The sequence below is a fragment of the Arthrobacter sp. SO5 genome (genome assembly GCF_020532805.1).
Taxonomy (GTDB): domain Bacteria; phylum Actinomycetota; class Actinomycetes; order Actinomycetales; family Micrococcaceae; genus Arthrobacter.
Genome location: NZ_MQTQ01000068.1, coordinates 1 through 24728, shown reverse-complemented (window position 1 = coordinate 24728; position 24728 = coordinate 1). Strand labels below are relative to the sequence as shown.

General features: G+C 67.2%; 29 protein-coding genes. 12 read left to right on the top strand and 17 right to left on the bottom strand.

Going from position 1 to position 24728, the window contains the following annotated elements:
• Positions 1 to 34 precede the first annotated feature (34 nt).
• Positions 35 to 1147 carry a DUF475 domain-containing protein gene (locus BJG92_RS12720; RefSeq protein WP_232084374.1) on the bottom strand — a complete coding sequence of 371 codons (1113 nt, stop codon included), beginning with the start codon at positions 1145 to 1147 and terminating at the stop codon, positions 35 to 37.
• Between the two features lie 214 nt (positions 1148 to 1361).
• Complete coding sequence (locus BJG92_RS12715) at positions 1362 to 1979, bottom strand: TetR/AcrR family transcriptional regulator (RefSeq protein ID WP_232084373.1); 618 nt, start codon at positions 1977 to 1979, stop codon at positions 1362 to 1364.
• 66 nt (positions 1980 to 2045) lie between these two features.
• On the opposite strand from BJG92_RS12715, the gene BJG92_RS12710 reads away from it, so the two are divergent.
• A complete protein-coding gene (locus tag BJG92_RS12710) occupies positions 2046 to 2546 on the top strand; it encodes a cupin domain-containing protein (protein WP_232084372.1) in 501 nt (166 codons plus the stop codon).
• A gap of 51 nt (positions 2547 to 2597) precedes the next feature.
• Here BJG92_RS12710 and BJG92_RS12705 read toward each other — a convergent pair whose 3' ends face one another.
• From BJG92_RS12705 to BJG92_RS12690, 4 genes are all read right to left on the bottom strand, one after another.
• Entirely contained in the window at positions 2598 to 2834 is a 237-nt protein-coding gene (locus BJG92_RS12705) for a hypothetical protein (RefSeq protein WP_232084371.1), read from the bottom strand.
• Positions 2835 to 2984: 150 nt separating this feature from the next.
• A complete protein-coding gene (gene hutH / locus BJG92_RS12700) occupies positions 2985 to 4577 on the bottom strand; it encodes a histidine ammonia-lyase (protein WP_232084370.1) in 1593 nt (530 codons plus the stop codon).
• A 9-nt stretch (positions 4578 to 4586) separates the two neighbouring features.
• Positions 4587 to 6293, bottom strand: a complete 1707-nt coding sequence (locus tag BJG92_RS12695; RefSeq protein WP_232084369.1) for a urocanate hydratase — start codon at positions 6291 to 6293, stop codon at positions 4587 to 4589.
• A gap of 48 nt (positions 6294 to 6341) precedes the next feature.
• Positions 6342 to 7253 (bottom strand): IclR family transcriptional regulator, encoded by a 912-nt coding sequence (locus BJG92_RS12690; protein ID WP_232084368.1) that lies wholly within the window; start codon positions 7251 to 7253, stop codon positions 6342 to 6344.
• Between the two features lie 232 nt (positions 7254 to 7485).
• On the opposite strand from BJG92_RS12690, the gene BJG92_RS12685 reads away from it, so the two are divergent.
• Positions 7486 to 8088 carry a hypothetical protein gene (locus tag BJG92_RS12685; RefSeq protein WP_232084367.1) on the top strand — a complete coding sequence of 201 codons (603 nt, stop codon included), beginning with the start codon at positions 7486 to 7488 and terminating at the stop codon, positions 8086 to 8088.
• On the opposite strand, the gene BJG92_RS12680 is transcribed toward BJG92_RS12685, so the two are convergent.
• The 5 genes from BJG92_RS12680 to BJG92_RS12660 all read right to left on the bottom strand — a co-directional run bounded on the left by BJG92_RS12680 (position 8085) and on the right by BJG92_RS12660 (position 11925).
• On the bottom strand, positions 8085 to 8507 hold the full coding sequence (locus BJG92_RS12680; protein ID WP_232084366.1) for a low molecular weight phosphatase family protein: 423 nt from the start codon (positions 8505 to 8507) through the stop codon (positions 8085 to 8087). The two genes, BJG92_RS12685 and BJG92_RS12680, sit on opposite strands and share 4 nt — an antisense overlap.
• On the bottom strand, positions 8504 to 9181 hold the full coding sequence (locus BJG92_RS12675; protein WP_232084365.1) for an arsenate reductase ArsC: 678 nt from the start codon (positions 9179 to 9181) through the stop codon (positions 8504 to 8506). The genes BJG92_RS12680 and BJG92_RS12675 overlap by 4 nt, the downstream gene beginning before the upstream one ends.
• Positions 9182 to 9224: 43 nt before the next feature.
• A complete protein-coding gene (locus tag BJG92_RS12670) occupies positions 9225 to 10607 on the bottom strand; it encodes an FAD-dependent oxidoreductase (RefSeq protein ID WP_232084364.1) in 1383 nt (460 codons plus the stop codon).
• 77 nt (positions 10608 to 10684) lie between these two features.
• Positions 10685 to 11101, bottom strand: a complete 417-nt coding sequence (locus BJG92_RS12665) for an arsenate reductase ArsC (protein WP_232084363.1) — start codon at positions 11099 to 11101, stop codon at positions 10685 to 10687.
• Positions 11102 to 11247: 146 nt separating this feature from the next.
• Positions 11248 to 11925: a helix-turn-helix domain-containing protein gene (locus BJG92_RS12660; RefSeq protein WP_232084362.1), complete on the bottom strand. Its 678-nt coding sequence runs from the start codon at positions 11923 to 11925 to the stop codon at positions 11248 to 11250.
• A 45-nt stretch (positions 11926 to 11970) separates the two neighbouring features.
• Here BJG92_RS12660 and BJG92_RS12655 point away from each other — a divergent pair, with 45 nt between their 5' ends.
• Both BJG92_RS12655 and BJG92_RS12650 read left to right on the top strand, forming a co-directional pair.
• Positions 11971 to 12711, top strand: coding sequence for an MIP/aquaporin family protein (locus tag BJG92_RS12655; protein ID WP_232084361.1), 741 nt, complete (start codon positions 11971 to 11973; stop codon positions 12709 to 12711).
• A gap of 133 nt (positions 12712 to 12844) precedes the next feature.
• On the top strand, positions 12845 to 13195 hold the full coding sequence (locus BJG92_RS12650; protein WP_232084360.1) for a metalloregulator ArsR/SmtB family transcription factor: 351 nt from the start codon (positions 12845 to 12847) through the stop codon (positions 13193 to 13195).
• Between the two features lie 130 nt (positions 13196 to 13325).
• On the opposite strand, the gene arsA is transcribed toward BJG92_RS12650, so the two are convergent.
• The 4 genes from arsA to BJG92_RS12630 all read right to left on the bottom strand — a co-directional run bounded on the left by arsA (position 13326) and on the right by BJG92_RS12630 (position 16744).
• Positions 13326 to 15089 carry an arsenical pump-driving ATPase gene (gene arsA, locus BJG92_RS12645; RefSeq protein ID WP_232084359.1) on the bottom strand — a complete coding sequence of 588 codons (1764 nt, stop codon included), beginning with the start codon at positions 15087 to 15089 and terminating at the stop codon, positions 13326 to 13328.
• Positions 15086 to 15346, bottom strand: a complete 261-nt coding sequence (locus BJG92_RS12640; protein WP_232084358.1) for an arsenic metallochaperone ArsD family protein — start codon at positions 15344 to 15346, stop codon at positions 15086 to 15088. The genes arsA and BJG92_RS12640 overlap by 4 nt, the downstream gene beginning before the upstream one ends.
• A gap of 196 nt (positions 15347 to 15542) precedes the next feature.
• Positions 15543 to 16514, bottom strand: coding sequence for an NAD(P)-dependent alcohol dehydrogenase (locus tag BJG92_RS12635; RefSeq protein ID WP_232084357.1), 972 nt, complete (start codon positions 16512 to 16514; stop codon positions 15543 to 15545).
• Positions 16511 to 16744 (bottom strand): helix-turn-helix transcriptional regulator, encoded by a 234-nt coding sequence (locus BJG92_RS12630; RefSeq protein WP_232084356.1) that lies wholly within the window; start codon positions 16742 to 16744, stop codon positions 16511 to 16513. Before BJG92_RS12630 ends, BJG92_RS12635 begins: the two co-directional genes overlap by 4 nt.
• A 160-nt stretch (positions 16745 to 16904) precedes the next feature.
• Here BJG92_RS12630 and BJG92_RS12625 point away from each other — a divergent pair, with 160 nt between their 5' ends.
• Both BJG92_RS12625 and BJG92_RS12620 read left to right on the top strand, forming a co-directional pair.
• Positions 16905 to 17558: a LysE family translocator gene (locus BJG92_RS12625; RefSeq protein ID WP_232084355.1), complete on the top strand. Its 654-nt coding sequence runs from the start codon at positions 16905 to 16907 to the stop codon at positions 17556 to 17558.
• 272 nt (positions 17559 to 17830) lie between these two features.
• Positions 17831 to 18073: a helix-turn-helix domain-containing protein gene (locus BJG92_RS12620; protein ID WP_232084354.1), complete on the top strand. Its 243-nt coding sequence runs from the start codon at positions 17831 to 17833 to the stop codon at positions 18071 to 18073.
• Positions 18074 to 18154: 81 nt separating this feature from the next.
• Here BJG92_RS12620 and BJG92_RS12615 read toward each other — a convergent pair whose 3' ends face one another.
• Positions 18155 to 18904, bottom strand: coding sequence for a 3-hydroxybutyrate dehydrogenase (locus BJG92_RS12615; protein WP_232084353.1), 750 nt, complete (start codon positions 18902 to 18904; stop codon positions 18155 to 18157).
• Between the two features lie 139 nt (positions 18905 to 19043).
• Between BJG92_RS12615 and BJG92_RS12610 the strand changes: the two genes are divergently transcribed.
• Positions 19044 to 19961, top strand: a complete 918-nt coding sequence (locus tag BJG92_RS12610; RefSeq protein ID WP_232084352.1) for a LysR family transcriptional regulator — start codon at positions 19044 to 19046, stop codon at positions 19959 to 19961.
• Between the two features lie 31 nt (positions 19962 to 19992).
• On the opposite strand, the gene BJG92_RS12605 is transcribed toward BJG92_RS12610, so the two are convergent.
• Complete coding sequence (locus BJG92_RS12605; protein WP_232084449.1) at positions 19993 to 20913, bottom strand: spermidine synthase; 921 nt, start codon at positions 20911 to 20913, stop codon at positions 19993 to 19995.
• Positions 20914 to 21217: 304 nt separating this feature from the next.
• Between BJG92_RS12605 and BJG92_RS12600 the strand changes: the two genes are divergently transcribed.
• The 5 genes from BJG92_RS12600 to BJG92_RS12580 form a co-directional block, all read left to right on the top strand.
• On the top strand, positions 21218 to 22102 hold the full coding sequence (locus BJG92_RS12600) for a hypothetical protein (protein WP_232084351.1): 885 nt from the start codon (positions 21218 to 21220) through the stop codon (positions 22100 to 22102).
• An 8-nt stretch (positions 22103 to 22110) separates the two neighbouring features.
• Entirely contained in the window at positions 22111 to 22512 is a 402-nt protein-coding gene (locus BJG92_RS12595; protein WP_374199798.1) for a phage holin family protein, read from the top strand.
• Positions 22513 to 22530: 18 nt separating this feature from the next.
• On the top strand, positions 22531 to 23127 hold the full coding sequence (locus BJG92_RS12590) for a DUF3618 domain-containing protein (RefSeq protein ID WP_232084349.1): 597 nt from the start codon (positions 22531 to 22533) through the stop codon (positions 23125 to 23127).
• Between the two features lie 84 nt (positions 23128 to 23211).
• A complete protein-coding gene (locus BJG92_RS12585) occupies positions 23212 to 24339 on the top strand; it encodes a YihY/virulence factor BrkB family protein (RefSeq protein ID WP_232084348.1) in 1128 nt (375 codons plus the stop codon).
• Positions 24340 to 24445: 106 nt separating this feature from the next.
• On the top strand, positions 24446 to 24728 hold a 283-nt coding region (locus BJG92_RS12580), incomplete at its 3' end, for a universal stress protein (RefSeq protein WP_232084347.1).

The window sequence follows — 24728 nt, the reverse complement described above, 5'->3', positions numbered from 1 at the left end:
TGGTGACTGTTGCGTTGTACGTGCTGCTGACGAGCTAGCTCTTCACGCCCGCCGGCTCGAGTGTTTCGTCCTGCTCAGCGGCGCGGTTCCGCCTGTTGCGCATGATCGATCCCGCAAAGGCGGCGCCGATGAAGACCACGCCGATCAGGCCGGTGATGATTTCGTTTATGGGCACCACGATCGTGATCAGCAGGATCACGGCCAGGGCGCCAATGGCCCAGTGCGCTCCGTGATCCAGGTATTCGAATTCGTCCAGTGTTCCCTGCCGGACCAGGAAGACGGTCAGGGAGCGGACGAACATGGCGCCGATGAAGCCCAGTCCGAGAGCGATGATGATCGGGTCCGAGGTGATGGCGAAGGCGCCGATGACGCCGTCGAAGGAGAAGGACGCGTCGATGACTTCCAGGTAGAGGAAAAGCATAAAGGCAGCCTTGCCGGCCAGTTGGGCGGCGCCGGAGGGGCCCGTATGCGCCATCAGGTTTGCGTCATCCGCGTCGACGTCGCCGTCCTGGTCCACGTCGAAGAGGTTTCCGAGGCCGTTCACCAGGAAGTAGGTGATCATGCCCAGCAGCCCCGAGAGGAGGACGATGCCCTGCTTCTCTCCGGACACGGCGCCGGCGATGGCCAGTGCGGCCATTCCGGCGATCAGCGATGCGCCCTCGAGTTTGCCCAGCCGGGCCAGCGGGATTTCGAGGAACTTGATCCACTTGATGTCACGGTGGGCGAGGATGAAGTCCAGGAACAGCATGAGAAGGAACATCCCACCGAAGGCGGCGATCTGCGGATGCGCTTCGTGCAGCAGGTAGCCGTAACTGCCCGGAGTCTGCGGGTCACCCTTTTCCATCGCCAGGCTGACGGCTTCCACCGGGTTGAGGCCGGCGGTGACCCCCACGATCAGCAGAGGGAAGAGGATGCGCATGCCGAAGACGGCGATGATGATGCCGACGCTGAGGAACATCTTCTGCCAGAACGGGTTCATCCGCTCCAGGATGCGGGCGTTGACCACGGCGTTGTCGAAACTCAGGCTGATTTCAAGAATGCCGAGAATGACGCAGAGGATGAGGGCCTGTGGTCCGCCGTAAAGAAAGGCAACCACCAAGGCAATGATGGTGACCGCGAACGACCAACCGAAAGTCTTGAGGAACACGCTGGACAACTCCTGGAACGACGGGCCTTGTCCAGTCAGGGACGGCAAGACGGCGAAAACATCCCGGAAGTTATCCCCCAAGACTTCGTGCCAACAGCATAACCGGCGGGTACGACGCTACATAGCGCGACGCCCTCCTTTTTGGTAACTACCGCGGCCAGGCCGCCCCGGCAAGCCGCCCATCGTCGGCGGCGGATCAGGCGCAGGCCGCCGATCAGGCGTCGGCTGCCGGCGGCGGCCCGGAGCGAAGAGCCTGCTGCAGGAGCGCCCGCGCCGACCATCGCATCGACGCCATGGCCTGCTCCCGAGAAAGCCCGCCGATGTCGGTCAGCCAGACCAGGGCCTCGATCCCGATCGCGCTGCGCACAGCCAGGGCAAGGGCGCGGATCTGCGGCGCGGAGAAGCTGCCCCCGAGGGGACTGAGCGCTTCCTCGATCCACGCGATCGCCCGTCCCTGCCGGAGCGGCAGGGCCGACTCCGCCGGGCCTGGCTCCAAGGAGAGCCTGAGCATGGTGCGCTGCTGGGCTTCCGTGGCGACGATCAGCTGCGTGAATTCCAGAACCACGGCATCAAGCCGCGCCCCCGGGTCTGCCGGCGCATCCGCCGGCAGCAAAGACCGCCGGGCAGTTTCCGGGTGGGCTGCCGCGAGGAGCTCACGCTGGCTCGGAAAGTAGCGGTAGGCAGTGCTCCGGGCGACGCTGGCTGCCGCGGCCGTGCTGTCAACAGTCGGGGTGTCCCCCGCCGCAACCGCCTCGCGGGCAGCCGCCACAAGGGCCTCGAAGGTGCGGCGCTTCTGACCCGTGCGCCCGGCGTCCTGATATGGGGTTGACATGGACTTCATGGTACCCCAGTCTTGTTATGGGACCCATGTCCCATAAACAATCGAAGAGGCGATCCTATGGAAACGGTCAGCAGCCAGGCAGCCATCATCCGCAGGGAAGGCCAGGGCGAGCGCCGCTGGTTCTTCGGCGGCGGAGTCCACGTCTGGAAAGCCCGGGTGGAAGAAACCGGCGGCGCGTTCCTGTTGTTTGAGGACCAGATGACCGGCGGCAAGATGACACCGCTACACAGCCACCCCGATTCGGACGAGACCATGTACATCCTGGACGGCGAGATCCTCATGCACATGGACGGTGCCGAACACCGAATCGGCGCCGGCGGTCTGGCCATGGCGCCGAGAGGCGTGCCGCACGCCTTCATGGTGCTGTCAGGATCCGCCCGGATGCTCTGCCTGCACACACCCGGCTGCTGCGAGGCCTTCTACTGGGACGCGAGCACACCCCTGTCCGGCGACGACCCTGCCCAGACCGGCCTGGTGGACTTCGGCAAAGTCCAGGAATCCGCGCGGAAAAACGGTGGAATCGTGCTCCTGGGGCCGCCGCCGTTTGCCTCGCACTAGCCGCGCGGGCGGCCGGGCCGCTGAACTGGCTGACGTTCTTGGGACACCGTGCTAGCTATACCGCACTTGCACACCGTCGGACTTCAGGAAGACCTGCGTCTCCGACGGGTCCGCCGGGACCAGCCAGAGCACGTTGCCGCTGGAGGAGACTTCTTCGACCTCACCGGCCGCCGAAATCTGTGAGTGCTTGAGGATTTCGACCCGATCGCCGGCTTTGAGGCTTCCCCAGTCGGACACCGTCGCCGCGGATGCAAGGCGCCTGGACATAACCGTCCCGCGTGATTTCATGAACTTCTACCCCTTTGTATAGGTTCTTCGCCACAACTTCCTTGGTGTGGCCTTCCCTTTGTACTACAGTTCACGGGCCCCCGCGTGCCGTGTTGCCAAGTATTTCGGGGGCGCCGGGAAACGTATGACGAACCTGCATTTCGTTTCCCTTTAGGCGAGATTCCCGACGGCGGATTCGGCGGCCGCCCGGACATTGCCCGAGGCTACCAGCAGGTCCGCCGCCTCCAGCTCCGGGGAGAGGAACCTGTCCGTCCCGGGGCCGTCGACAACCTCACGCAGGGCCGCAATCACGGCTGCCCCCGCAGGGCCGGGGCTAAGCTCGCCGCTGGAGACCTGGGTGCGGATGTCCAGCGCCCGGGCCGAGGTCACCAGCTCGATGGCGAGGACGCGGCGCAGGTTCTCGACCGCGCGGCGGAGCTTGCGTGCCGCGTGCCAGCCCATCGAGACGTGGTCTTCCTGCATCGCGGAGCTGGGGATCGAGTCCACCGACGCCGGGACGGCCAGCCGCTTGTTCTCCGAGACCAGCCCCGCCTGGGTGTACTGGGCGATCATGAGGCCGGAATCGACGCCGGGGTCCGCTGCCAGGAAGGCCGGCAGCCCGTGCGAGCGGGCAGGATCGAGCATCCGGTCGGTCCGGCGTTCGGCGATGGAGCTCAGGTCCGCGACGGCGATCGCGAGGAAGTCCAGCACGTAGGCCACCGGGGCGCCGTGGAAGTTCCCGTTGGAGCTGACCCGGCCGTCGGGCAGGACCACCGGATTGTCGATCGCGGCGGCCAGCTCGCGGGAGGCCACCAGTGCCGCGTGGTCCACGGTGTCGCGTACCGCGCCGGCCACCTGGGGTGCGCAGCGCAGCGAGTACGCGTCCTGGACCTTGGTGTCGTTGATCCGGTGCGAGGCGACAATCGGGGAATTGGACAGGACCCGCAGCATGTTGTCCGCGGCGGCGGCCTGGCCCGGATGCGGCCGGAGCGCGGCGTGCAGCTCGGGCAGGAACACCTGGTCCGTGCCGAGCAGCGCCTCGACACTGAGCGCGGCGGTGATGTCCGCCGTCGTGAGCAGCTGGCGGATGTCCGCGATGGCCATCAGCAGCATGCCCAGCATGCCTTCGGTGCCGTTGACGAGGGCCAGGCCTTCCTTTTCGGCCAGGGTGACGGGGTCGATCCCGTGGGCGGCGAGGAGTTCCGCGACCGGGCGGCCGCCCTTGCTCCCGAACAACGTGCCGTCCGGGCCGGTGGCTTCGCCTTCGCCCATGAGGACCAGCGCGCAGTGGGACAGCGGCGCGAGGTCGCCGGAGCAGCCGAGGGAGCCGAATTCGCGGACCACCGGGGTGATGCCGGCGTTCAGGACGTCCACCATGGTCTGCAGCACGACGGGGCGGACGCCGGTGCGGCCGGAGGCGAGGGTCTTGGCGCGCAGGAACATGATGCCGCGCACCACCTCGCGCTCCACGGCCGGACCCATGCCGGCGGCGTGGCTGCGGATCAGCGATTTCTGCAGCTGGGTGCGCAGGTCGGTCGGGATGTGCCGGTTGGCCAGGGCGCCGAACCCGGTGGAGATGCCGTAAGCCGGAGTCTCGCTGTGCGCGAGGTTATCGATGTGGGCGCGGACCTTGGCGACGGCGTCGAGCGCGTCCCGGGAGATGGTCACCCGGGCGTCGTGCCTGGCGACGGCGACGACGTCCTCGGGGGTGACGCCGCTGGAGCCGAGGGTGACGGTGAGCGGTGAGTGGGTGGTTAGGGTCATGGGGTGTTCCTACTTTTCGTTCAGGACTGAGTCCATGGGGATGCGGACGCCGCGTTCCTTGGCGACCTCGACGGCGCGGTCGTAGCCGGCGTCGGCGTGGCGGATGACGCCCATGCCGGGGTCGTTGGTGAGGAGGCGTTCGAGCTTCTGGGCGGCGAGGTCCGTGCCGTCGGCGACGGAAACCTGGCCGGCGTGGATGGAACGGCCGATGCCGACGCCGCCGCCGTGGTGGATCGAGACCCAGGTGGCGCCGGAGGCGGTGTTGAGCAGGGCGTTGAGCAGCGGCCAGTCGGCGATCGCGTCGGAGCCGTCGGCCATGGCCTCGGTCTCGCGGTACGGGGAGGCGACGGAGCCGGAGTCCAGGTGGTCCCGGCCGATCACGATGGGCGCCTTGACCTTGCCCTCCCTGACCAGCTGGTTGAAGAGCAGCCCGGCCTTGGCGCGGTCGCCGTAGCCCAGCCAGCAGATGCGGGCCGGAAGGCCTTCGAACTCGACCCGTTCCTGCGCGGCGTCGATCCAGCGGTGCAGGTGCTTGTTCTCGGGAAAAAGGTTCTTAATGGCGGCATCCGTGACCGCGATGTCCTCGGGGTCGCCGGAGAGCGCGACCCAGCGGAACGGGCCCATGCCTTCGCAGAACAGCGGGCGGATGTAGGCCGGGACGAAGCCGGGGAATTCGAAGGCCCGGTTGTAGCCGCCCTTGCGGGCCTCGTCGCGGATGGAGTTGCCATAGTCGAAGACCTCGGCGCCGGCGTCCTGGAACTCGACCATGGCCGCCACGTGCCTGGCCATCGAGGCCTGGGCCTTCTTGGTGAAGCCCTCCGGATCTGCGGCGGCTTCGCGGTGCCATTCCTCGACAGTGATGCCCTCGGGGAGGTAGCTGAGCGGATCGTGCGCGGAGGTCTGGTCCGTGACGATGTCCACGGTGAGCTCGCCGGCGTTGTGGCGGCGCAGGATCTCCGGGAAGACCTCGGCGGCGTTGCCGACGTAGCCCACGGACCAGCCGCGGCGCTCTTCCTTGGCCGCCAGGACCTTGGCGATCGCGGCGTCGAGATCCGTTTCCACCTCGTCGAGGTAGCGCTTGCCGGCGCGGCGGCGCAGGTGGCTCTCGTCGACGTCGACAATCAGGCAGGCGCCGTCGTTCAGGGTGACGGCGAGGGGCTGGGCGCCGCCCATGCCGCCGCAGCCGCCGGTGAGGGTCAGGGTGCCGGCGAGGGTGCCGTCCTCGTCGCCGGTGAGCTTGCGGGCGATCGCGGCGAAGGTTTCGAAGGTGCCCTGCAGGATGCCCTGGGTGCCGATGTAGATCCAGGACCCGGCGGTCATCTGGCCGTACATCATCAGGCCCTCGGCCTCGAGCCGGCGGAATTCGGGCCAGGTCGCCCAGTCCCCGACGAGGTTGGAGTTGGCCAGGAGGACGCGCGGGGCCCATTCGTTGGTGCGGAAAACGCCGACCGGCTTGCCGGACTGGACCAGGAGGGTCTCGTCCTTTTCCAGGGTTTCCAGAGTGCGGGTGATCGCGTCGAACGCCGCCCAGGACCGGACGGCGCGGCCGGTGCCGCCGTACACCACGAGGTCGTCGGGGCGTTCGGCCACCTCCGGGTCCAGGTTGTTCATGAGCATGCGCAGCGGGGCTTCCGTCTGCCAGCTCTTGGCGGTGAGGGTGGTGCCGCGGGCTGCTTTGACCGGGCGGGCACCGGTGGTGAAATCGGCGGGTGCCATGCGGGGCTCCTTTTGTTTTCTTCGTGGTGCGTGGAATGCGGTTCTGTATCAACTAAAGCCTGTCCGCGGCCGCGCAAACAGGGCCCGCGGACGGGTGCTGTCCGGGATTCCAGACCCCTTGGCGGGGCGGCCGTGGATGCGGATCGAGAGCTCGTTCGCGACCTTCTGGATGCGCGCAGCGAGGGCGGGCCACTGATCCGCGGGCAGCTTCTCCTCGAGGAAGGTCACGGCGACCGCGGCCGTCGGCCAGCCCACATGGTCCGTGACAGCGGCGGCGATCGAGCCGAAGCCCGGCGTCACCTCGCCGTGCTCGGTGGCGTAGCCGCGCTGCCGGACCTGGTCCAGGTGCGAGGACAGCGCGGAGTACTTCATAATTGGCGATTCGGTCACGTGCCGGGCACTGAATGCGGCCGCATTCGGGTAGAGCGCCCTGACCTGCGACTTCGGCAGGGCCGCGAGGATTGCGCGCCCGCTGGCGGTCAGGTGGCTGGGCAGCCGTACGCCGACGTCGGTCACCAGGGACGGGCGGTTCTTGGCCCGTTCCTCCACGATGTAAAGCACATCGCGGCCGTGGAGCACGGCGAGGTGGGCGCTTTCGCCGATCACATCCACGAGCGAGGCGAGCAGGGGCCGGCCAAGCCGGGACAACGGCTCCTGGCGGGAATAGGCGGAGCTGAGCTCGAAGGCGCTGATTCCCAGACCGTAGCGCTGCTCCTCGTGGAGGTGGAGCACGAAGCCGTTTGCCTCCATCACGCCCAGCAAGTGGTAGACGCTGGAGCGCGGCAACCCGAGCGCGGTGGCAATGTTCGACGCCGCCATCGGCCCGCGCTTGGAGGCCAGCAGTTTCAGGATGCGCAGGGTGTTCTCTGCCGCCGGCACCTTGGACCGCGCGTGGGCGGCGCCGGCACCAGGCAGGGAAACAGCGCCGGCTTTGTTCAGGGTGGTACTGGTCGCTGGCATGGCTCCCCTTCGACTTCGGCGGTATCCGGTATCCCGTACTTAATCATGCGCCGCCCGGCAGCCCGGAACATCCCGTCGCATCCCGGGATGTCTGGAATCCCGGACATTACATCCGGGAGTCATTGCTGCAGATTCCTGCAGAAACTACGGCTGGGATAGGGTCACTTGGGACCGGCACGAACATCGACTCCAACTGTAAGGGGCGGGGAATTCCTTGGATCTATTGGGCGGCATGAGCCGCGACGAACTCAGCATCTTTTCCTGGGTTGCGGCCATAGTCTTCGCGCTTGTCGCCGGCCTCTGGCGTCCGCGCAGGCTTCATTGGACTGCGCTTGGTTCCGTCCTGCTCCTCGCGGCCCTCAACGCTGGTGCCGGAATCTACGTCCTGAACCATTTCGGTGATTCGCGCTGGTCTGCAGGGGGAGAAGCTCCGCTGAGCGCCCCTTCGTTTTCCGGCACGCCTGTGGTGGGGCAGTTCCTAGGCCCCCTGGACTCCGCTCTGGACGGAGTGGTGGGTGGGGTGAACGAGTTCCTGGCATTTAAGCAGGCACTTCCCGTAGCGCTGGATTTCCTCGCCGCGTCCGGCTGGGCCCTGCTGGTGTCGTTCCCGCTGGCCATTGTCGCCGCCGGCATCAGTTTCGCAGTGGCAAGGCGCCGAACGGCGGAATTCGATGAATACCGTGCCACCGTTGACCTGCTCAAAGATGAGCTTGAACAGGTCAAGCGGCGGATCTCGGCAGCGAATTCCGTCGACACGGCATTCCCCGCCGAGGACGAGGTCTCTGATGACCGGCCGAGGGTGCGTCGTGAGCCTTCGGCTGCGGGCACGGCCTAGTTCCCGGTGAGCTCCGCGTGCAGCTTCTGGATCCGGGTCTTGATGTCGTCCCGGACGAGGCGCATGCGTTCCATGCCCTCGATGCCGCGCTCGGAGGGCTCGTCCGTGTCCCAGACCTCGAGCCGCTTGCCCTCGGGGGCTTCGACTTTTGCCTCTGTGCCCAGGACGATGACGACGTCGACCGCGCCCAGCACTTGATCGGTGACGGGTTTGGGGTATTCGCCGGTGATGTCGATCCCGAGTTCGGCCAGGGACTCCACCACCAGGGGGTTCAGCGACTTGCCCGGTTTGGTGCCTGCGGAGTGCACCGTGACGGCCCCGCCGGCGAGCTGGTTCATCAGGCCGGCGGCCAGCTGGGATTTGCCGCCGTTCTTGCTGCAGACAAACAGAACGCTGGGCATTTTCGTGGTCTCGGTCATGCGTTTGATCCTTCCTTGTCTGAGACGGGGTCGTTCAGCAGTGATGCTGCCAGTGCCTTCACCCGGTCGTGGATCTCGTCGCGGATGATCCGCACGGCCTCAACGGGCAGCCCGGCGGGGTCTGCAAGCTCCCAGTCCTCGTAGCGTTTGCCCGGGTATATCGGGCACGAGTCACCGCAGCCCATCGTGATCACCACATCGGAGGCGCGCACGACATCGTCGGTGAGTGGCTTCGGGTAGTCCCGGGTGAGGTCCAGACCCATGTCGGACATCGCCGCGACGACGGCTGGGTCCAGTTCGGCCGCGGGCAGGGAACCGGCGGACCGGACGCGGATCCTGCCCTTGGCCTCGACAGTCAGTAGTGCTGCGGCCATCTGGGAGCGGCCGGCGTTCTGCACGCAGACAAACAGAACTTCGGGTACCCCGGAGGCGACCGCACCCTTGGACTTGGCCAAGGCACTGAGCCGATCGTTCGCGAAGTGCTCGGTGGTAGCGGGCAAATGGGTGGTGATCTTCGCGGTGCGGGCCAGGGCAGCGTAGGACTCGAAGACGTAGCGCTCGACGGTTTCGGCGGCAAACACGCCGGCAAACCGGTCGGCCAGGCGCGCGCTGATCCGTTGCAGGACTTCGGTGTTGTCCTGCAGGCCCAGGCTGTGTTCAGGGTGGTCAGTCATGTCAGCTCTCCAGTGGTCGGTTGACGCAGGCAAGGGAAGCAGGTCAGTTGGCGCCGGAGCGGCCGTGGGCCAGACCGGTGGGGAATCCGACGAGCACGGGTTCGGGCGTTCCGCAGCAGCCGCCGTCGCTTTCCGCAACGAAACCCGCGTTCGCGGCAACGGGGACGTCGCAGCTGGTGCCGATATCCGAGGAGCAGACGCCGGTTTCGGGGAGTTCGAGCTGGACGGTGTCCGCGGCTTCACGGTCGCCGGCCAGGGCGGCCGCGACGGAGCGGACCTGTTCGTACCCGGTCGCCAGTAGGAAGGTCGGGGCCCGGCCGTAGGACTTCATGCCGACAATGTAGAAGTCCCGCTCCGGGTGTGCGAGCACCTTGGCGCCGTGCGGCTCGACGGTGCCGCAGGAGTGGAACTCGGGGTCGATCAGCGGGCCGAGCTCACGCGCGGCCTCGACGCCGGGGTCCAGTTCCAGCCGGAGTTCCCGGAGAAAGTCCAGGTCCGGGCGGAACCCGGTGGCCGGAACCACGACGTCGGCCTCGAGGGTACGGCCGTCCGCGGAGGTCAAGGTGACGGCGCCGGCAGCTGCGAGGGCGGCGATGCCGAAGCCGGTGTGCAGTTCCACGGCGCCGGACTCGACGAGGCTGCGGAGCCGGCTGCCGAGCTGGCCGCGGGCGGCGAGGCCGTCGGCGTCGCCGCCCCCGTAGACCTTGGCTGCCGAAGCGCCGCGGATCGCCCACACGATCTTCGTCCCGGGCACCTGGTCCGCGAGTTCGGCGAGATTGATCAGCGTGTTGGCGGCGGAGTGGCCCGCGCCGACCACGACGGCGGTGCGGCCGGCAAACGCTTCCCGGTCACGGCCCAGCACGTCCGGCAGTGGCGAGGAAATCCTGTAGGCCGCAGCGGCTTCGCCGACAGGAGGCAGCCCGGAGGTGCCGAGCGGGTTGCGGGTGGACCAGGTGCCGGACGCGTCGATGACGGCGGCGGCCCGGTGGTCGCGGACTTCGCCGTCGGCGTGCTCGACCCGGACCACGAAGGGGGTGGCGTCGCGGTTGCGTGAGTGGGTCTTGTCCATGCCGAGGCGGGTCACAGCGACGACGCGCGCGCCGGTCTGCAGCCGGGAAGCAATCGCGGGAAGTGCAACCAGCGGGGTGAGGTACTGGTCGATGAGTTCGCCGCCGGTGGGCAGCGCCGAGGGCTCCGGTGATTCCCAGCCGGTGGCCTCGAGCAGGCGGACGGCGGCGGCGTCGGTGTTGTACCGCCACGGGGAGAAGAGCCGGATGTGGCGCCACTGCTCGATGGCCGCTGCCGGGGTCGCGCCGGCCTCCAGGATGAGCGGCTCCAGGCCGCGCTCGAGCAGGTGTGCCGCCGCGGCGAGGCCGACGGGGCCGGCGCCGATGATGGCAACGGGGAGGGTGGTGGTTAGATCCATGGGGTCCTCTGTCTCATCCGTGGGGGTGGCGGGTCATTGTTTGCGGGCGCTCCTTGTGAGACCGGCCGCATGGCAGGTCAGGCGTAAAGGAGTTCGGAAATCAGGGTTTCAATGCGGCCCCTGATGTCGTCGCGGATCGGCCGGACGGAGTCCACGCCCTGGCCGGCCGGATCCTCGAGTTCCCAATCCTCGTAGCGCTTCCCCGGGAAAATCGGACAGGTGTCGCCGCAGCCCATGGTGATGACGACGTCGGATTCTTTGACGGCCTCGGTGGTGAGGACCTTGGGGACTTCCGCGGACATGTCAATGCCGAGTTCGGCCATGGCCTCGACGGCGGCCGGATTGACCTTGTCCGCCGGTGCGGAACCGGCGGAACGGACCTCGATCCCGCCCTTGGACAGGGTGGTGAGGAAGGCGGCGGCCATCTGGGAGCGGCCGGCGTTATGGACGCAGACGAACAGGACAGAAGGCTTCTTGGCGGTTTCGGTGCTCACGTGGTTTCTCCTGGAAATCAGCTCGGTGTGGATCGGTTGTGATGAGGTCGTGGTCCCCGCACCTTACTGACAAGACATTGATGTTTGTCGATGCGCTCAGTATCAAACAATAAATCGATACTTGTCAATATTGGCGGGTTCTGGTTTTAGGCCGCACGCAGACGGGGTACGAGGTCGCTGATGCGGCGTGCGATGTCAGAGAACGCGCCCTCGAAGGCGTCCTCGGTGTTCAGTCGGAGCGGATCCGGAACGGACCAGTGGATCCCTCCCGGGTTGGGGATTTCCTCGTGGGCGTTGTCGCACACGGTCACCACGAAGTCTTCATCGTCCGCCACCTCCTCCAGCCGGCGCGGCGGAAGGTCTGCGAGGTCCACGCCGTGACGGCGGGCGACCTCGATGGCGCCTCGGGCGATGCGGTCCGCGGGATGCGTTCCCGCCGACGCCGAAGGTATATCGCTGACCTGCTGCCAGAGCGCGGCGGCCAGTTGGGACCGGGCGCTGTTCCGTGTGCAGACGAACAGGACGCGCCGGGCCCCCTGCTCGGCTCCCGGCACCAGGCCTTCCAGGGCTCCGGCAGCAAGACGGATATAACTGCGGCGCTTGTCGGCTTCGGAGCGGTGACGGGTCGCCAGCCCGGCCTTTTCCAGTGCGCGCAGATGGTGGGACAGCAGATTTGACGGCACTCCCCCCAGCTCTGCCTGCAGCTCCGTCGGGGAGAAGTCTCCCAGGGTCAGCAGATCCACGATGCGCAGCCGCGCCGGATCGGCCAGGGCCGCATGCCTGGCGACCCGCGCCCGAAATACTTCAACTGGGTCAGTATTCATTGATTCAATTTTGACTGAGTAAATATCTTGAGTCAAGCTGTTGGTATGACTTCTCAACAACTGCCGCTGTGGCGCCGTGCCGTCGCCGAACTACTCGGCACCAGTTTGCTCGTGATGATCGTCGTCGGTTCCGGGATCGCCGCCCAGCAGCTGTCCCCCAACGACATTGGCCTGCAACTGCTCCAGAACAGCACCGCCACGGTGCTGGGCCTGACGGTGCTGATTCTGGTGCTCGGGCCCGTGAGCGGCGCGCACTTCAATCCGGCAGTCTCCCTCACGGACGGGATCCTGGGCCGACGCAGCGGCACCGGACTGACCCTGCCGGAGCTTTGCACGTACGTCGGGGCGCAGACAGTGGGCGCGATCGGCGGCAGCGTTGTGGCGAACGCCATGTTTGAGGTAGGCACCTCCATCTCCACCAAGGAGCGCGCAACCCCCGGGCATCTGCTGGGTGAGGTTATCGCTACTGCCGGGCTGATCCTGCTGATCTTCGCCCTCGCCGCCACCAAGCGTGGCGTCCTCGCCGCGCCGGCGGTGGGCGCCTACATCGGAGCCGCCTACTGGTTCACGTCCTCGACGTCGTTCGCGAACCCGGCCGTGACGGTGGGCCGTATCTTCAGTGACACCTTCGCCGGCATTGCACCGGCCTCCGTTCCGGGATTCGTCGGGGCCCAGCTGGTCGGCGCGGCCGTCGGCATTGGTCTGCTCCTCACCCTGTTCCCCTCCGCGGACCGCACCGCGGACGACGTCGTTCTCCCGCGCAGTTCCGAACCGGCCAACTCCTAGCCTCCACCGGCACCTGGCCGGCCCACCACTGCGCCTCCGCATCAGCAAGGTCCGCGCCGGGTCGCCCCCTACCCCTACCCGATGCCTTGGGACCCAACATTGATGATTATCAATATCAAGGCATAATGAGTACATGACCTCGCAGCCCATCCTCGAACCTGCCACGGATGAATCCTGCTGCGCCCGGGCAGGAATGCCTGCCTTGGGCGCTGAGGAGGCGAAGCAGAAGGCCCTGGTCTTCAAGGCGCTGGCGGATCCGAACCGGCTGCGGCTGCTCTCCCTTGTCAAGGCGGAAGCCTCCGGCGAATCCTGCGTGTGCGATCTGACCGAACCGCTGGACCTGGGCCAGCCCACCGTCTCCCACCACCTGAAGATCCTGGTCGACGCCGGCCTGCTGCACCGCGAAAAGCGTGGCACGTGGGCCTATTACTCACTTGTTCCCGGCGCACTGGAAAAGACGGCCGGACTCCTCGCGACCCTGTGACCGCACCTGAACAGTCCGCGGTGACGATCCGTCCCCTGCACGAGGATGACTGGCCGGCCTGATCGAACGGCGCGCGCAGGGGCACTGGCGCTTCTGCAACGCCACGAAGCGCTGCGGGCCCGGATCCAGCTCAGACAGGCTGGGAGCTGCGAATGGTCAGGGCCGACAACTTCTCTTCACCAACAGGTTCGTCGGCCAGCATGGGAATGAGAGCGAACCGGCCCGTCAGGGTGTGCACCTTCGTGATCTGTTCGATCTCGCTCCCGGCACGGGCCCGCAGAAACGACGCCTGCGGGTGGGCCGCTGCGATCGAGTTGTTGATGACCCAGGCCCACGGGTGGATTCCGGCCCTTTCCAGGTCATCCTGCAGCTCTTCGGCTTCCAGCACAGGCGTTGTCTCGGCCAGAGTGACGAGAACAACCTTGGTCTGCGCCGGATCCTGAAGCCGCATAAGCGGTGTCACGAATCCCCTGCTGGCGCCGACCTGGCGGGCGATCTCCCGGTGGTAGGAGCCCGTGGCATCCAGGAGCAGCAGGGTGTGGCCGGTCGGTGCCGTGTCGATCACCACGAAGTGCCGGCGGGATTCCTGGACCACGCGGGAGAACTGGCGGAACACCGCGACTTCGTCGGTGCACGGAGATAGCAGGTCTTCGGCGAGGGCCGCGCGTCCTGGATCGTCCAGGCTCTTCCCCTTGGTCTCCATCACATGGCGTCGATATTCCTGGATGGCCGCTTCCGGGTCGATGCGGGAGACCGTCAAGCCCGGGATGGAACCGTGGAGGGTTTCGGTCAGGTGCGCTGCCGGATCGGTCGTGGTGAGGTGGACCGCGTGTCCGCGTCTGGCCAGGGCGACCGCAATGGCGGCAGCGACGGTGGTCTTCCCGACGCCGCCCTTCCCCATGCACATGACGAGGCCATGGCCGTCGAGCTCCACTTCGTCCACCAAGGCAACCAGCGGGGCATCCTCAATGTCGTGGACCACTACGGTGTCGTCAGTGATACCGGCACCGGAACTGGTCACGAACAAAGACTGAAGCGCCGGAATGCCGACCATGTTGCCCGGCTTCAGGTCCAGCACATCGCGCGGAAGGCCGGCGACCGCCTCAGGAATGGCGGCGATGGCCGCGGACTCCCGGGCGCGCAGGGCCAGCGCAAGCTCCTCCTCACCGGCGTCAGGCGGCAGGACGCCGTTCACGACGACGAAACCTCCCGCGATGCCGATCTGGTTCAGTTCCCGGTAGGTCCGCTCGATCTCCGTCAGGGACGAGGCCTGGGCCCGACTGACCAGGACAAGGCGGGTGCGGGCCGGGTCCGTGAGTGCCTGGACCGCCTTCGCATACACCTGTTTGTGCTTTTCGAGCCCCGAGAGGGGGCCGAGGCAGGACGGATCCCCCTTGCCCGCCTCGAGGAAGTCGGTCCAGGAGCCAGGCAGTTGCAGGAGCCGGATTGTGTGACCTGTCGGGGCGGTGTCGAAGATGATGTGGTCGTAGTCCCCGTAGGCCGTGTCGTCGGCGAGCAAGTCGGTGAACTCATCGAAGGAGGCAATCTCCGTGGTGCACGAACCCGACAGGCTCTCGGCGATGTTGGCCAGCTCGGCCTCAGGAAGGAGTCCGCGGACGGGGGCAATGATCCGCTCGCGGTAGGCTTCGGCCGCCTGCTCCGGGTCAATTTCCAGCGCGGAGAGCCCCGGCACCTCCGGGACGGGAGTGATGCTGTTTCCGATGGCCACCCCGAAAACCTGCCCCACATTGGAGGCGGGGTCGGTGCTGACCAGTAGTACTTTCCTGCCGGCCCCGGCAAGGGTGAGCGCTGTTGCGCACGCCACGGAGGTTTTGCCCACGCCGCCCTTGCCGGTGAAAAACAGGAACCGGGGCGTATTCTCAAGAAACTTCACGCCGGACCTAGCCGCGGCTCGCGGAGCCGCCGCAGCCGCAGCAACTGTTTCCTGCTCGGGGAGGTGCCGGCGGCGACCGTAACGCCGTCGATAGTGAGCGGAAGCCCCTTGGATCCAACCACGTACACGAACCCGCGGACCGTCTCGTCCTCCGCGAAGGCGGTCGGCTCGCTGGAAGGGTTGTTGCGCGCAATGTCAGCGCCGCAGACGCCGGTGTCGCAGCAGAGAGCGGATTCGTAGATTCGGATAGCAGGCATTCGGTTCTCCCTGGCTTTCGTGGCGATTCGATTCGATACTGAACCACAGAGCCCCAGCCCTTCAGGCCGTCATCCCAGCGGGGTCGCAACCAACGGTGTGGCTCACCCTGACTATATCGATAATTGTCGATGCGAGGTAGGGGCGTCGAGGGCCGCACTGGAACCGGTGCCGCCACAGAGCGGTCCAATCGACAGCTCACACCGTGATGACCACCTTCCCGCGGGCCCGGCCTTCGTGCACGTACTCGATGGCGGCGGCAGCCTCGCCCAGCGGATAGCTCTTGTCGATGACGGGCGTCACCGTTCCGGCCTCAATGAGTCCCGTGAGGAACCGGAGGTCCGCCGCGCGCTCGACGGCGATGAGGCCCTTGAGCTGCTGGCCCACGAACGGGGACAGCATGGCGGCCCGGAGCGAACGCCCGAACCCCCCGGTCCAGCGCCCGCCGCCTTCCCCGCCGACAATGACGAGGGTTCCGCGCGGCTTCAGGGCCCGCCGGAGGACTGACAGCCGGCGGTTGCCGGCCGTGTCGAGGATGAGGTCGAACTGCCGGGCGCCGTCGGCGAAGTCGTCATGCTTGTAGTCGATGACGTGATCCGCTCCGATCCGCCGGACCAGGTCCATCTTCGCGGTGCTGCAGACGCCGGTGACCTCTGCCCCGAAGGCCTTGGCGAGCTGCACGGCGTAGGCCCCCACGCCGCCGGCCGCGCCGATGACCAGGACGCCCTGCCCGGCCTGGACGTGACCGCTGTCGCGGAGGCCCTGGAGCGCCGTGGCCGCGGAGATGGGTACGGCCGCGGCCTGCGCAAAGCTGAGGTTCGCCGGCTTGAGCGCGAGCTTGCCCTCCTTCGCGCACACGTATTCAGCAAAGGTCCCCTCGCCCGTGCCAAAGACCTCGTCGCCGGGCCGGAATCCGACGACGTTCCGGCCCACCGCCTCCACCTCACCGGCGACCTCCCGGCCGCGGATACCGTTCTTGGGGACTCTTAGCCCGAAGCCCACGGCGCGGGTCAGATACGGCAGCCCCGTCATGAGGTGCCAGACACCCTGGTCCACCCCCGCGGCGCGGACCCGGATGAGTACGTCGTCATCGCCGGGTACCGGCTTGTCCACGTCGCGCAGCTCCAGCACCTCGGCGGAACCGTAAACGTCTTGGCTGATCGCCTTCATGGTGTTTCTCCTTCAGTGGCCGGGTACTGGAACACGTCGTCAAGGGGGGCCCTTAGGGCGTGGGCAATCTGGAATGCAAGCTCAAGCGAGGGCGAATAGCGGCCCTGCTCGATGGCGATGACGGTCTGGCGCGTGACGCCGATGCGCTCGGCGAGGTCCGCCTGCGTCAGCTCGCCCCGCTCGAAGCGCAGGCGGCGGATCGAGTTGGTGACCCTGGTCGGCTTCACCACGGCTGGAAGCCCCGGAGGTAGGCCACAATTTCGACGGACATTTCGGCTCCCGGGAGAACGAGGCTGACCCTGTCAAGGTAAAGAAACTTTGACATGGCGTCAATAGTTGTCGACGTCGGCCATGAGGGCTGAAACGGCCCGGCCGGGGCTAAAATCAGGCATGGTCCCTGCCCCCAACCTGCTGGCCTTCGCCTTCGCCTCGCTTCTGCTGATCGCCGTTCCGGGGCCCAGTGTGCTGTTCGTGATCGGGCGGACGCTGGCCCTGGGACGCAGGGGCGGGCTGTTGAGTGTGCTCGGGAACGCGTTGGGCGAACTCGTCCAGATCGCCGCGGTTGCGCTGGGCGTGGGCGTGGTGCTGGCGCAGTCGGTCGTGCTGTTCAGCGTGGTCAAGTTCGCCGGCGCGGCCTACCTCCTCTACCTCGGCATCCAGGCGATCCGCCACCGCGGCAGGGGCCCGACGGCGGCGGACCCCACCCGACCGGCATCGACCGTCCGGATCCTCCGCGAAGGCTTCATAGTGGGCGCCACGAACCCCAAATCGATCGTCTTCTTTGTGGCCGTTCTTCCGCAGTTTGTGGACTACCCGGCGGGCGGGATCCCGTTCCAACTGGCCACGCTGGGGGCACTCTTCCTGCTGATCGCCCTGGTCTCGGACAGCGGCTGGGCCATGATCGCCGGAACGGCCCGCCGCTGGTTCGCCAGCTCGCCCCGGAGGATCGCAGCACTGGGCACCACCGGCGGAGTCATGATGATCGGACTGGGCGGGACCCTGGCCCTCGTGGGCAGCGCCCCGGACCTCCAGCCGGGCAAGTAGGCCGGGCGAATAGCCGGGCGAATAGCCGGGCAGGTAGGCGGGGCAGGTAGTGCACCTTGTGACCCAAGTGGTGAGGGATGTAATAGGGGTAGAAGTTACGCGTGTTACGAATGGGCCAGACGCCTACAGTTGGTTTCACGGCGGTCCCGGACCGGCCGGAGCAGTGGCTGGGGAGCCCTCCAGCGCCGGTCCGGACCGCCGGAAGTTCGATTGCCGCCGGAGCCGGCGGCGTGGCTTGCCGGCTTGCCGCACCATGAAGGAGCCGCATTGACATGTCAGCCGCCCCGATGTCCACGCACTACCTGACGATCGCCGAGGTGGCCGCAGCGATGCGGGTGTCGAAAATGACCGTGTACCGGCTCGTCAATTCGCACGCCATCGCCGCCGTGCGCGTCGGCCGCTCCTTCCGGGTTGCCGAGGAGGCCGTCGCCGACTACATCAGCCGGGCCACCGAGCCGGCCACGACCGCACCAACGCCTGACGCTCCGGAGCACACCGCTCAGGAATCCCCCTAACTGCGTCGCGGTGAGACTGCGTGCCCGCGGTCCCCAACAGGATGGGCGCCACGTCTGACCCCGGCGGAGCAGTGTTTCGGGCTAGCGGGCGGACCAGCCGCCGTCCATGGTGTAGCTCGCACCGGTCACCATGCCGGCGTCGTCCGAGGCGAGCCACGCGACGAGGGAGGCGACTTCTTCAGGCTCCACCAGCCGCTTCACGGCAGACTCGGTCAGCATGATCTTGCTCAGCACCTCTGACTCCGGGATGCCGTGGGCCTTGGCCTGGTCGGCAATCTGCGACTCGACCAGCGGCGTCCGGACATAGCCCGGGTTGATGCAGTTGGACGTGACGCCGTGTGCGCCGCCTTCCAGCGCAGTCACCTTGCTCAGCCCTTCCAGGCCGTGCTTGGCGGAGACATAGGCGCTCTTGAACGGCGAGGCGCGGAGGCCATGCACGGAGGAGAGGTTGATGATCCGGCCGAAGTTGTTCGCGTACATGTGCGGCAGCGCGGCGCGGATGAGCAGGAACGGGGCCTCGAGCATGAGCGTGATGATGCGGCGGAAGTCTGCCGGGTCAAAATCCTCGATGGGGCTGATCCGCTGGATGCCGGCGTTGTTGACGAGGATGTCGCAGTCCAGACTGACGGACTGAAGGGCCTCGACATCCAGCAGGTTGACTGCCCAGGCGGTCCCGCCCACTTCGTCGGCGAGCGCAGCTGCGGCGGCCTCATCCACATCCGCGATCACCACCTTGGCACCGCGCGCCGCCAGTGCGCGCACGCTCGCGGCGCCGATGCCGCCGGCTCCGCCGGTCACCAGGGCCTTGCGTCCGTTCAAGCTGCTCTCCATGTCTGCACTCCTCAGGTCGCTGCGTTGGCGGCCCAGGCGAGTCATGGTGCACGGCGCCGAGCAGCTTAACTGAGTATTGCCGCACAAACTCGGCGATTCAATGGTCAAACAAGCACCCCTTATGTGCAGAATTGCAGATATGAAAGCGAACCCCGATGACCTGCTGGTACTGCTGGCAGTCTCACGTTCCGCGAAGTTCACGACGGCGGCCCAGACTTTGGGCCTCAACCACACCACCGTTTCACGCCGGATTGCGGCCCTTGAGAAAGCGCTGGGCGGTCGGGTCCTCACTCGTGCCTCGGGGGGCTGGGAGCTCACCGACCTTGGCGCGGAGGCAGCGCAGGTGGCGGAGCAGGTGGAGTCGGCGATCCGGACCCTCGAACAGCCCGGCCGCACGCCGGATCCCATCACCGGCGTCGTCCGCATGACCGCCACGGACGGTTTTAGCGCCTACATTGCCGCCCCGGCCGTGGCCCGGGTGCGGCGCGACCATCCCGGGCTCAGCGTCGAGATCGTCACCGTGACGCGCCGGGCGCTCCAGCAGCGCTCCGGGCTGGACATCGAGGTGGTGGTCGGCGAGCCGCAAGTGCACCGGGCGGCGGCCGCGCGTCTTGGCGAGTACATGCTGGGGATGTATGCCTCGCGCGACTACCTCGCCGAGTACGGCACACCCACGAGCGTGGAGGAGGTGACGTCCCATTCGCTGGTCTACTTCGTGGATTCCATGCTGCAGGTGGACGATCTGGACGCCCCGCGGCGGCTCGTGCCGACCATGCGGGACGGGCTGAGCTCCACCAACGTCTTCGTTCATGTCGAGGCCACCCGCGCCGGTGCCGGGATCGGATTCCTGCCGTGTTTCGCGGCGGACCTGCATCCGGACCTTGTCCGGCTGCTTCCGGAGGAGTTCGCCGAATTGTTGCCGTACTGGATGGTGCTGCGGCCCGACTCCATGCGCCGGCCCGCCGTGGCGGCCGTGGTGCAGGCGCTGCGCGAACAGACCGCGGCCCACCGTGAAGCCCTGATGGGCCGGGGCGGGCACTCCCCGACGGCTCCGTAGCCGTCGTCGGGCACCCGAGCCAAAGTGGCCGCTACGGGGCAGGCGGCTGAGCAGTTTCCGCGGGTGGCGGGTCGCGGCGGACCGGGGCGCCGGCCGCGAACGCCCGGACCTTGGCGTCATCCCAGATGTGGGCCGGCACGGCGCCGCCGAGCAGCCGCCGCGCCAGCCGGGGGTCGTCGTCGAACGGCACATCGCTGCCGGCCATGACCATGTTGCCGTAGCGCCGGCCCTTGAGCATGGCGGGATCGGCGATGATCAGCGTGTGCGCGAACGCATCCGCGATGGTGGCAGCGTCCTCGCGGGCGTTCTTGAGGTCCGGGGCGTCCCCGGAGTTCACCACGTAGATCCCGCCGGGCGCCAGGACCCGTTTCGCGTGCTCGTTGAAGTCCCTGGTGGTGAGCGGCCTCGGGGTCAGCGACCCGGCGAAGACGTCACGGATGATGAGGTCGCGGGTCTGTGGCGTGAGGCTCTCGGTGACCTCCCGGGCCTCCCCCACGCGCAGGCGCATCAGCGGCGCCTTGGGCAGGTCGAACCAGCCGCGGACATACTCGGCCAGCTTCCCGTCCAGTTCCACCACTACCTGCCGCGCGTCGGGGTAGGCGGCATGGAAGTAGCGGGCCAATGAGCATGCTCCCCCGCCGAGGTGAAGCGCGCGCAGCTTCGGCGTGGCTTCGCGGGGCCAGCGCGATTCCACGAGGGCGGAGATCCAGCGCATGTATTCGAAATCAAGGAACAGCGGATCCGCGAGATCGATGTGGGAACTCATCACCCCGTTGATCCGCAGCAGCCAGCCGGTGGAGTTGTCCTGGTCCGCGATCAGTTCGCAGTCGCCGGTGTCGATGTAGTAGATGCCCTCAACCGGGCCGTCCGGCCGGGAGCCTTTCGGTATTTCCACCACTCCCGGCGTCGCGCCTCCGGTGTTCCGGCCGGCTGTTTTGCCCCGCTTGGCCATCAGGCGCCCGCCGTTTTGCTCATGATTCAAGCCTAGTTCACCGGCGGCGGCGGCCCCGCCCCGCCGGCCTGGCCCCCACCGGCCGGAGTGGCCCGGTTTTGGCCTTTCTCGCGGGCCGTCGGCGCGCGTCGGCGAGCCTCGGCGGCGCGAAACCGGGCCGCTTCAGCGGCCGCCGGGCCAGGCTTGCTTTTCCTGCGGAGAAATAAACAAAGGGTACTTACTATTTTATAGTAATCAGGCTTACTATTTAGGTCCCAGCATTGCTGGCTTGTGATCAGCAGCCGATCCTGAAAAGAGAGCGAAGATGACAGAGAACAACTGGCCCCACGACAGTTCCGGCGCCCGGGCGGCCGTCCAGCAGGCAGACCTCCGGCAGGCAGACCTCCGGCAGGCGTCAACGTTTCCGCCGGCGCCAAGCAGCAGCACCGACAGGTCATCGACCAACGGCGCGGCAGCCACGACGGACGCCGCCAAGGAAGAGGCCGGCGAGGTCGCCCGCCGGGCCGCGGATTCGGCCCAGAACGTGGCAGAAACGGCCAAGACTGAAGCGGCCAACGTCGCTGCAGAGGTGAAGACGAACGCCCGGGATCTGCTGCACCAGGCCAAGTCCGATCTCACGGAGCAGGCCGGAACCCAGCAGCAGAAGGTCGCCGAGGGCCTGCGGTCCATCTCGACCGAACTCCGCACGATGGCCTCCGCCTCCGATCAGCCCGGCGTCGCGACCGATCTGGTACGCCAGGCCGCCGAGCGGTCCTCCGCCGTGGCATCCTGGCTCGACGACAGGGATCCCGGATCCCTGCTGACCGAGGTGAAGTCCTTCGCCCGGCAGCGTCCCGGGTCCTTCCTGATGCTGGCCGCCGGAGCCGGCATCCTGGCCGGACGGCTCAGCCGCAGCCTCAGCGCCGGTGCCCCCGAACCGGCCGGAAACCCCGCCGTTGGCGGCCCCGCCGCGCCGGTCACCCGCGTTCCCGACACCGGGATGGCGGTTCCGCCGCCCCCGGTTCAGATGCCGGCCCCGGAAACGACGACGGCGGGCTTCGCGGACATGTACCCGCCCAACCCGCTCGACGCCGGGGCAGCAGGCGGGGCACACCAGCAGGATCGCTGGGCCTCTGAGCCTGTCGTCGACGGACCGCTGCAGCCCGCTGATCCGCTGCATGAGGACCCCTTTGACGGCGGCCGTCGATGAGCACCGAAATGCCGCACACCGCAGCGCACGCCAAGGCTGAATCCTCGTCCCTGGGCGATCTCCTCGGAGACGTCACGCGGGACATGTCCACCCTGATGCGGCAGGAAGTGGAGCTTGCCAAGGTCGAACTCAAGCAATCGGCCACCCGGGCGGGCAAGGGCAGCGGAATGCTCGCCGGGGCCGGTGTCGCCGGCCATTTCGTGCTCCTGTTCGTTTCCCTGGCGCTCTGGTGGGCGCTCGGGAACGTCATGGGGCTGGGCTGGTCCGCCGTCGTCGTCGCCGTGGTCTGGGGGATCATTGCCGCGGTACTGGCCTCGATGGGCCGCAAGGAGCTGAAAGCTATCAAGGGCCTGCCGCAGACCGCTGAGACCCTGCAGGAAATCCCGCCCACACTCAAACCCACCCCCTAGATCCAGCGAGGAAAAACGATGAGTGAAAACCCGGATGTCATCCGAGCAGATATTGAAGCAACCCGCGCCCGGCTGGGCACCAATGTGGACGCCGTGGCGGACAAGGTCACGCCGTCGCACATCGTCCAGCGGCAAACCGACAAAGTCAAGGACGCGGTCTTCGGAGTGAAGGAGAAAGTCATGGGGACAGCCGACCACGCCGCGGGCACCATGCACTCCGCCACGGGAAGTGCCGCGGACCGGTTCGGCGACGCCGGCGCTGCCATGGGCGATGCCCCCACCCGGGTTAAGGCCAGGACGCAGGGCAACCCGCTCGCCGCCGGGCTGATCGCTTTCGGGGCCGGGCTACTGGTGTCCGCCCTGATCCCGGCCAGCCAGAAGGAGCGCGAAGCCGCAGAGGCCCTTAAGAGCTCTGCCGAACCGCTCACCACCGAGCTGACTGAGGCCGCGAAGCAGGTGGCCCAGGGACTCAAGGAGCCCGCGCAGGCAGCCGTGGAAAATGTCAAAGCAACGGCCGCCGACGCCACCGATCACGTCAAGGCCGATGGCCAGGATGCCGTGGCAGATGTCAAGGACCGGACCACCGAAGCCAAGGACAACGTCCAGCAGGTGTAGTCCCGCACCAACCCGGCCGGCCTCCCTGCGCACGCGCGCCCGGGCGGCCGGCCGACGTGCTTAACCCAATGAAAGAAGATTTCCATGGCCAAGTACTCCGCCAAGGCAGAAAATGACACCATGACCGACGCTGAAACGCAGACGAGCAGCACGGCCAAGGCCCGCACGGCCCCGGACCCCGACGATTCGCGCAAACCGGACAGCCCCGCTGACGTCACCAAACCGTCGTGGAAGTTCATCGCTAAGAAAACTCTGCGCGAATTCACCAAGGACCAGTGCCCGGACCTCGCCGCGGCCCTGACCTACTATTCGGTTCTCTCGCTCTTCCCTGCCCTGCTGGCCCTGGTCTCCCTGCTGGGAATTTTCGGGCAGGCTGAAAAGACCACCTCCGCGCTCCTGGAGATCATCCAAGGCTTCGCGCCAGCCGAAACTGTGGAAGCGATCCGCCAGCCGATCGAGCAGCTCAGCAGCTCCTCCACTGCCGGTCTCACCTTGGTGATCGGCATTCTCACCGCTCTCTGGTCCGCATCAGGGTATGTGGGGGCGTTTGGCCGGGCCATGAACCGGATCTACGAAATCGACGAGGGCCGGCCGTTCATCAAACTTCGCGGCACGATGCTCGCCGTCACGATCGCCACCGTGCTGATCGTTGTGGTGCTGGCGGCAATGCTCGTCCTCAGTGGTCCCGTGGCCGAGTCCGTCGGCACCGCCGTCGGGCTGGGCGGTGCCGTCCTGACGGCGTGGAACATTCTCAAGTGGCCCGTCATCCTGTTGCTCGTGGTGCTGGCGATCGCCATCCTCTACTACGCCACCCCCAACGTGAAACAGCCCAAGTTCCGCTGGATGAGCCTGGGTTCCGCAATTGCCCTGGTGATCTTCCTGCTGGCATCCCTCGCCTTCGCGTTCTACGTGGCCAACTTCAGCAGCTACAACAAGACCTACGGTGCGATCGGCGGCGTCATCATCTCGCTGCTGTGGCTCTGGCTCCTGAACATGTCGCTGCTGTTCGGCGCCGAGTTCGACGCAGAAATGGAACGCGGCCGCCAGCTCCAGGCCGGGATCGAAGCGGAAGAGACTATCCAGCTGCCGCCCCGGGATACCAGGCAAAGCGAGAAGCTCCAGAAAAAGGAAGAAGAGGACATCCGGCACGGCCGAAAGCTGCGGGAAGAGCACGCCGGCACCGAACACAATCACGGCAGCCACACACCGTAGACAAAGGCGCGCCGGGGGACCAAAGCCCCTAGGCATAAGTGGAGGGTTGCGCTCTACTGGGCGAAGCATGGCTGGGAAACTCAGCCGCCGACCCGGAGGGACGCACTTGGCACCAGCTTCAGGGCAGGCCCGGACCCTTGTGGCGGTGGGCTACGACGGGTCAGAATCCGCCCGGCAGGCAGTCCGGTGGGCGGCGGCGTACGCCTCCGCCGTGGAGTCTCCACTCAGGGTGGTCCACGCCTGGGTGTGGCCCGTATTCACCAAGAACCTTGGTCCGGTCAAGGGTGTGGAAGGCAGCGGTCTGCGCCACTCCGCCGAGGTGATCCTGGCGGAGGGCATCGAGCTGGCCCGCGGTGCCTACGCCGCTCCCGCCGACACCTCCTCCCCCG

Excerpts from the sequence above, each read along its gene's own strand:
- BJG92_RS12715 (WP_232084373.1), bottom strand. The coding sequence starts at position 1,979 with ATGTCAACCCCATATCAGGACGCCGGGCGCACGGGTCAGAAGCGCCGC.
- BJG92_RS12710 (WP_232084372.1), top strand. The coding sequence starts at position 2,046 with ATGGAAACGGTCAGCAGCCAGGCAGCCATCATCCGCAGGGAAGGCCAG.
- BJG92_RS12705 (WP_232084371.1), bottom strand. The coding sequence starts at position 2,834 with ATGAAATCACGCGGGACGGTTATGTCCAGGCGCCTTGCATCCGCGGCG.
- hutH (WP_232084370.1), bottom strand. The coding sequence starts at position 4,577 with ATGACCCTAACCACCCACTCACCGCTCACCGTCACCCTCGGCTCCAGC.
- BJG92_RS12695 (WP_232084369.1), bottom strand. The coding sequence starts at position 6,293 with ATGGCACCCGCCGATTTCACCACCGGTGCCCGCCCGGTCAAAGCAGCC.
- BJG92_RS12690 (WP_232084368.1), bottom strand. The coding sequence starts at position 7,253 with ATGCCAGCGACCAGTACCACCCTGAACAAAGCCGGCGCTGTTTCCCTG.
- BJG92_RS12685 (WP_232084367.1), top strand. The coding sequence starts at position 7,486 with ATGAGCCGCGACGAACTCAGCATCTTTTCCTGGGTTGCGGCCATAGTC.
- BJG92_RS12680 (WP_232084366.1), bottom strand. The coding sequence starts at position 8,507 with ATGACCGAGACCACGAAAATGCCCAGCGTTCTGTTTGTCTGCAGCAAG.
- BJG92_RS12675 (WP_232084365.1), bottom strand. The coding sequence starts at position 9,181 with ATGACTGACCACCCTGAACACAGCCTGGGCCTGCAGGACAACACCGAA.
- BJG92_RS12670 (WP_232084364.1), bottom strand. The coding sequence starts at position 10,607 with ATGGATCTAACCACCACCCTCCCCGTTGCCATCATCGGCGCCGGCCCC.
- BJG92_RS12660 (WP_232084362.1), bottom strand. The coding sequence starts at position 11,925 with ATGAATACTGACCCAGTTGAAGTATTTCGGGCGCGGGTCGCCAGGCAT.
- BJG92_RS12655 (WP_232084361.1), top strand. The coding sequence starts at position 11,971 with ATGACTTCTCAACAACTGCCGCTGTGGCGCCGTGCCGTCGCCGAACTA.
- BJG92_RS12650 (WP_232084360.1), top strand. The coding sequence starts at position 12,845 with ATGACCTCGCAGCCCATCCTCGAACCTGCCACGGATGAATCCTGCTGC.
- BJG92_RS12640 (WP_232084358.1), bottom strand. The coding sequence starts at position 15,346 with ATGCCTGCTATCCGAATCTACGAATCCGCTCTCTGCTGCGACACCGGC.
- BJG92_RS12635 (WP_232084357.1), bottom strand. The coding sequence starts at position 16,514 with ATGAAGGCGATCAGCCAAGACGTTTACGGTTCCGCCGAGGTGCTGGAG.
- BJG92_RS12625 (WP_232084355.1), top strand. The coding sequence starts at position 16,905 with ATGGTCCCTGCCCCCAACCTGCTGGCCTTCGCCTTCGCCTCGCTTCTG.
- BJG92_RS12620 (WP_232084354.1), top strand. The coding sequence starts at position 17,831 with ATGTCAGCCGCCCCGATGTCCACGCACTACCTGACGATCGCCGAGGTG.
- BJG92_RS12615 (WP_232084353.1), bottom strand. The coding sequence starts at position 18,904 with ATGGAGAGCAGCTTGAACGGACGCAAGGCCCTGGTGACCGGCGGAGCC.
- BJG92_RS12610 (WP_232084352.1), top strand. The coding sequence starts at position 19,044 with ATGAAAGCGAACCCCGATGACCTGCTGGTACTGCTGGCAGTCTCACGT.
- BJG92_RS12605 (WP_232084449.1), bottom strand. The coding sequence starts at position 20,913 with ATGGCCAAGCGGGGCAAAACAGCCGGCCGGAACACCGGAGGCGCGACG.
- BJG92_RS12600 (WP_232084351.1), top strand. The coding sequence starts at position 21,218 with ATGACAGAGAACAACTGGCCCCACGACAGTTCCGGCGCCCGGGCGGCC.
- BJG92_RS12595 (WP_374199798.1), top strand. The coding sequence starts at position 22,111 with ATGCCGCACACCGCAGCGCACGCCAAGGCTGAATCCTCGTCCCTGGGC.
- BJG92_RS12590 (WP_232084349.1), top strand. The coding sequence starts at position 22,531 with ATGAGTGAAAACCCGGATGTCATCCGAGCAGATATTGAAGCAACCCGC.
- BJG92_RS12585 (WP_232084348.1), top strand. The coding sequence starts at position 23,212 with ATGGCCAAGTACTCCGCCAAGGCAGAAAATGACACCATGACCGACGCT.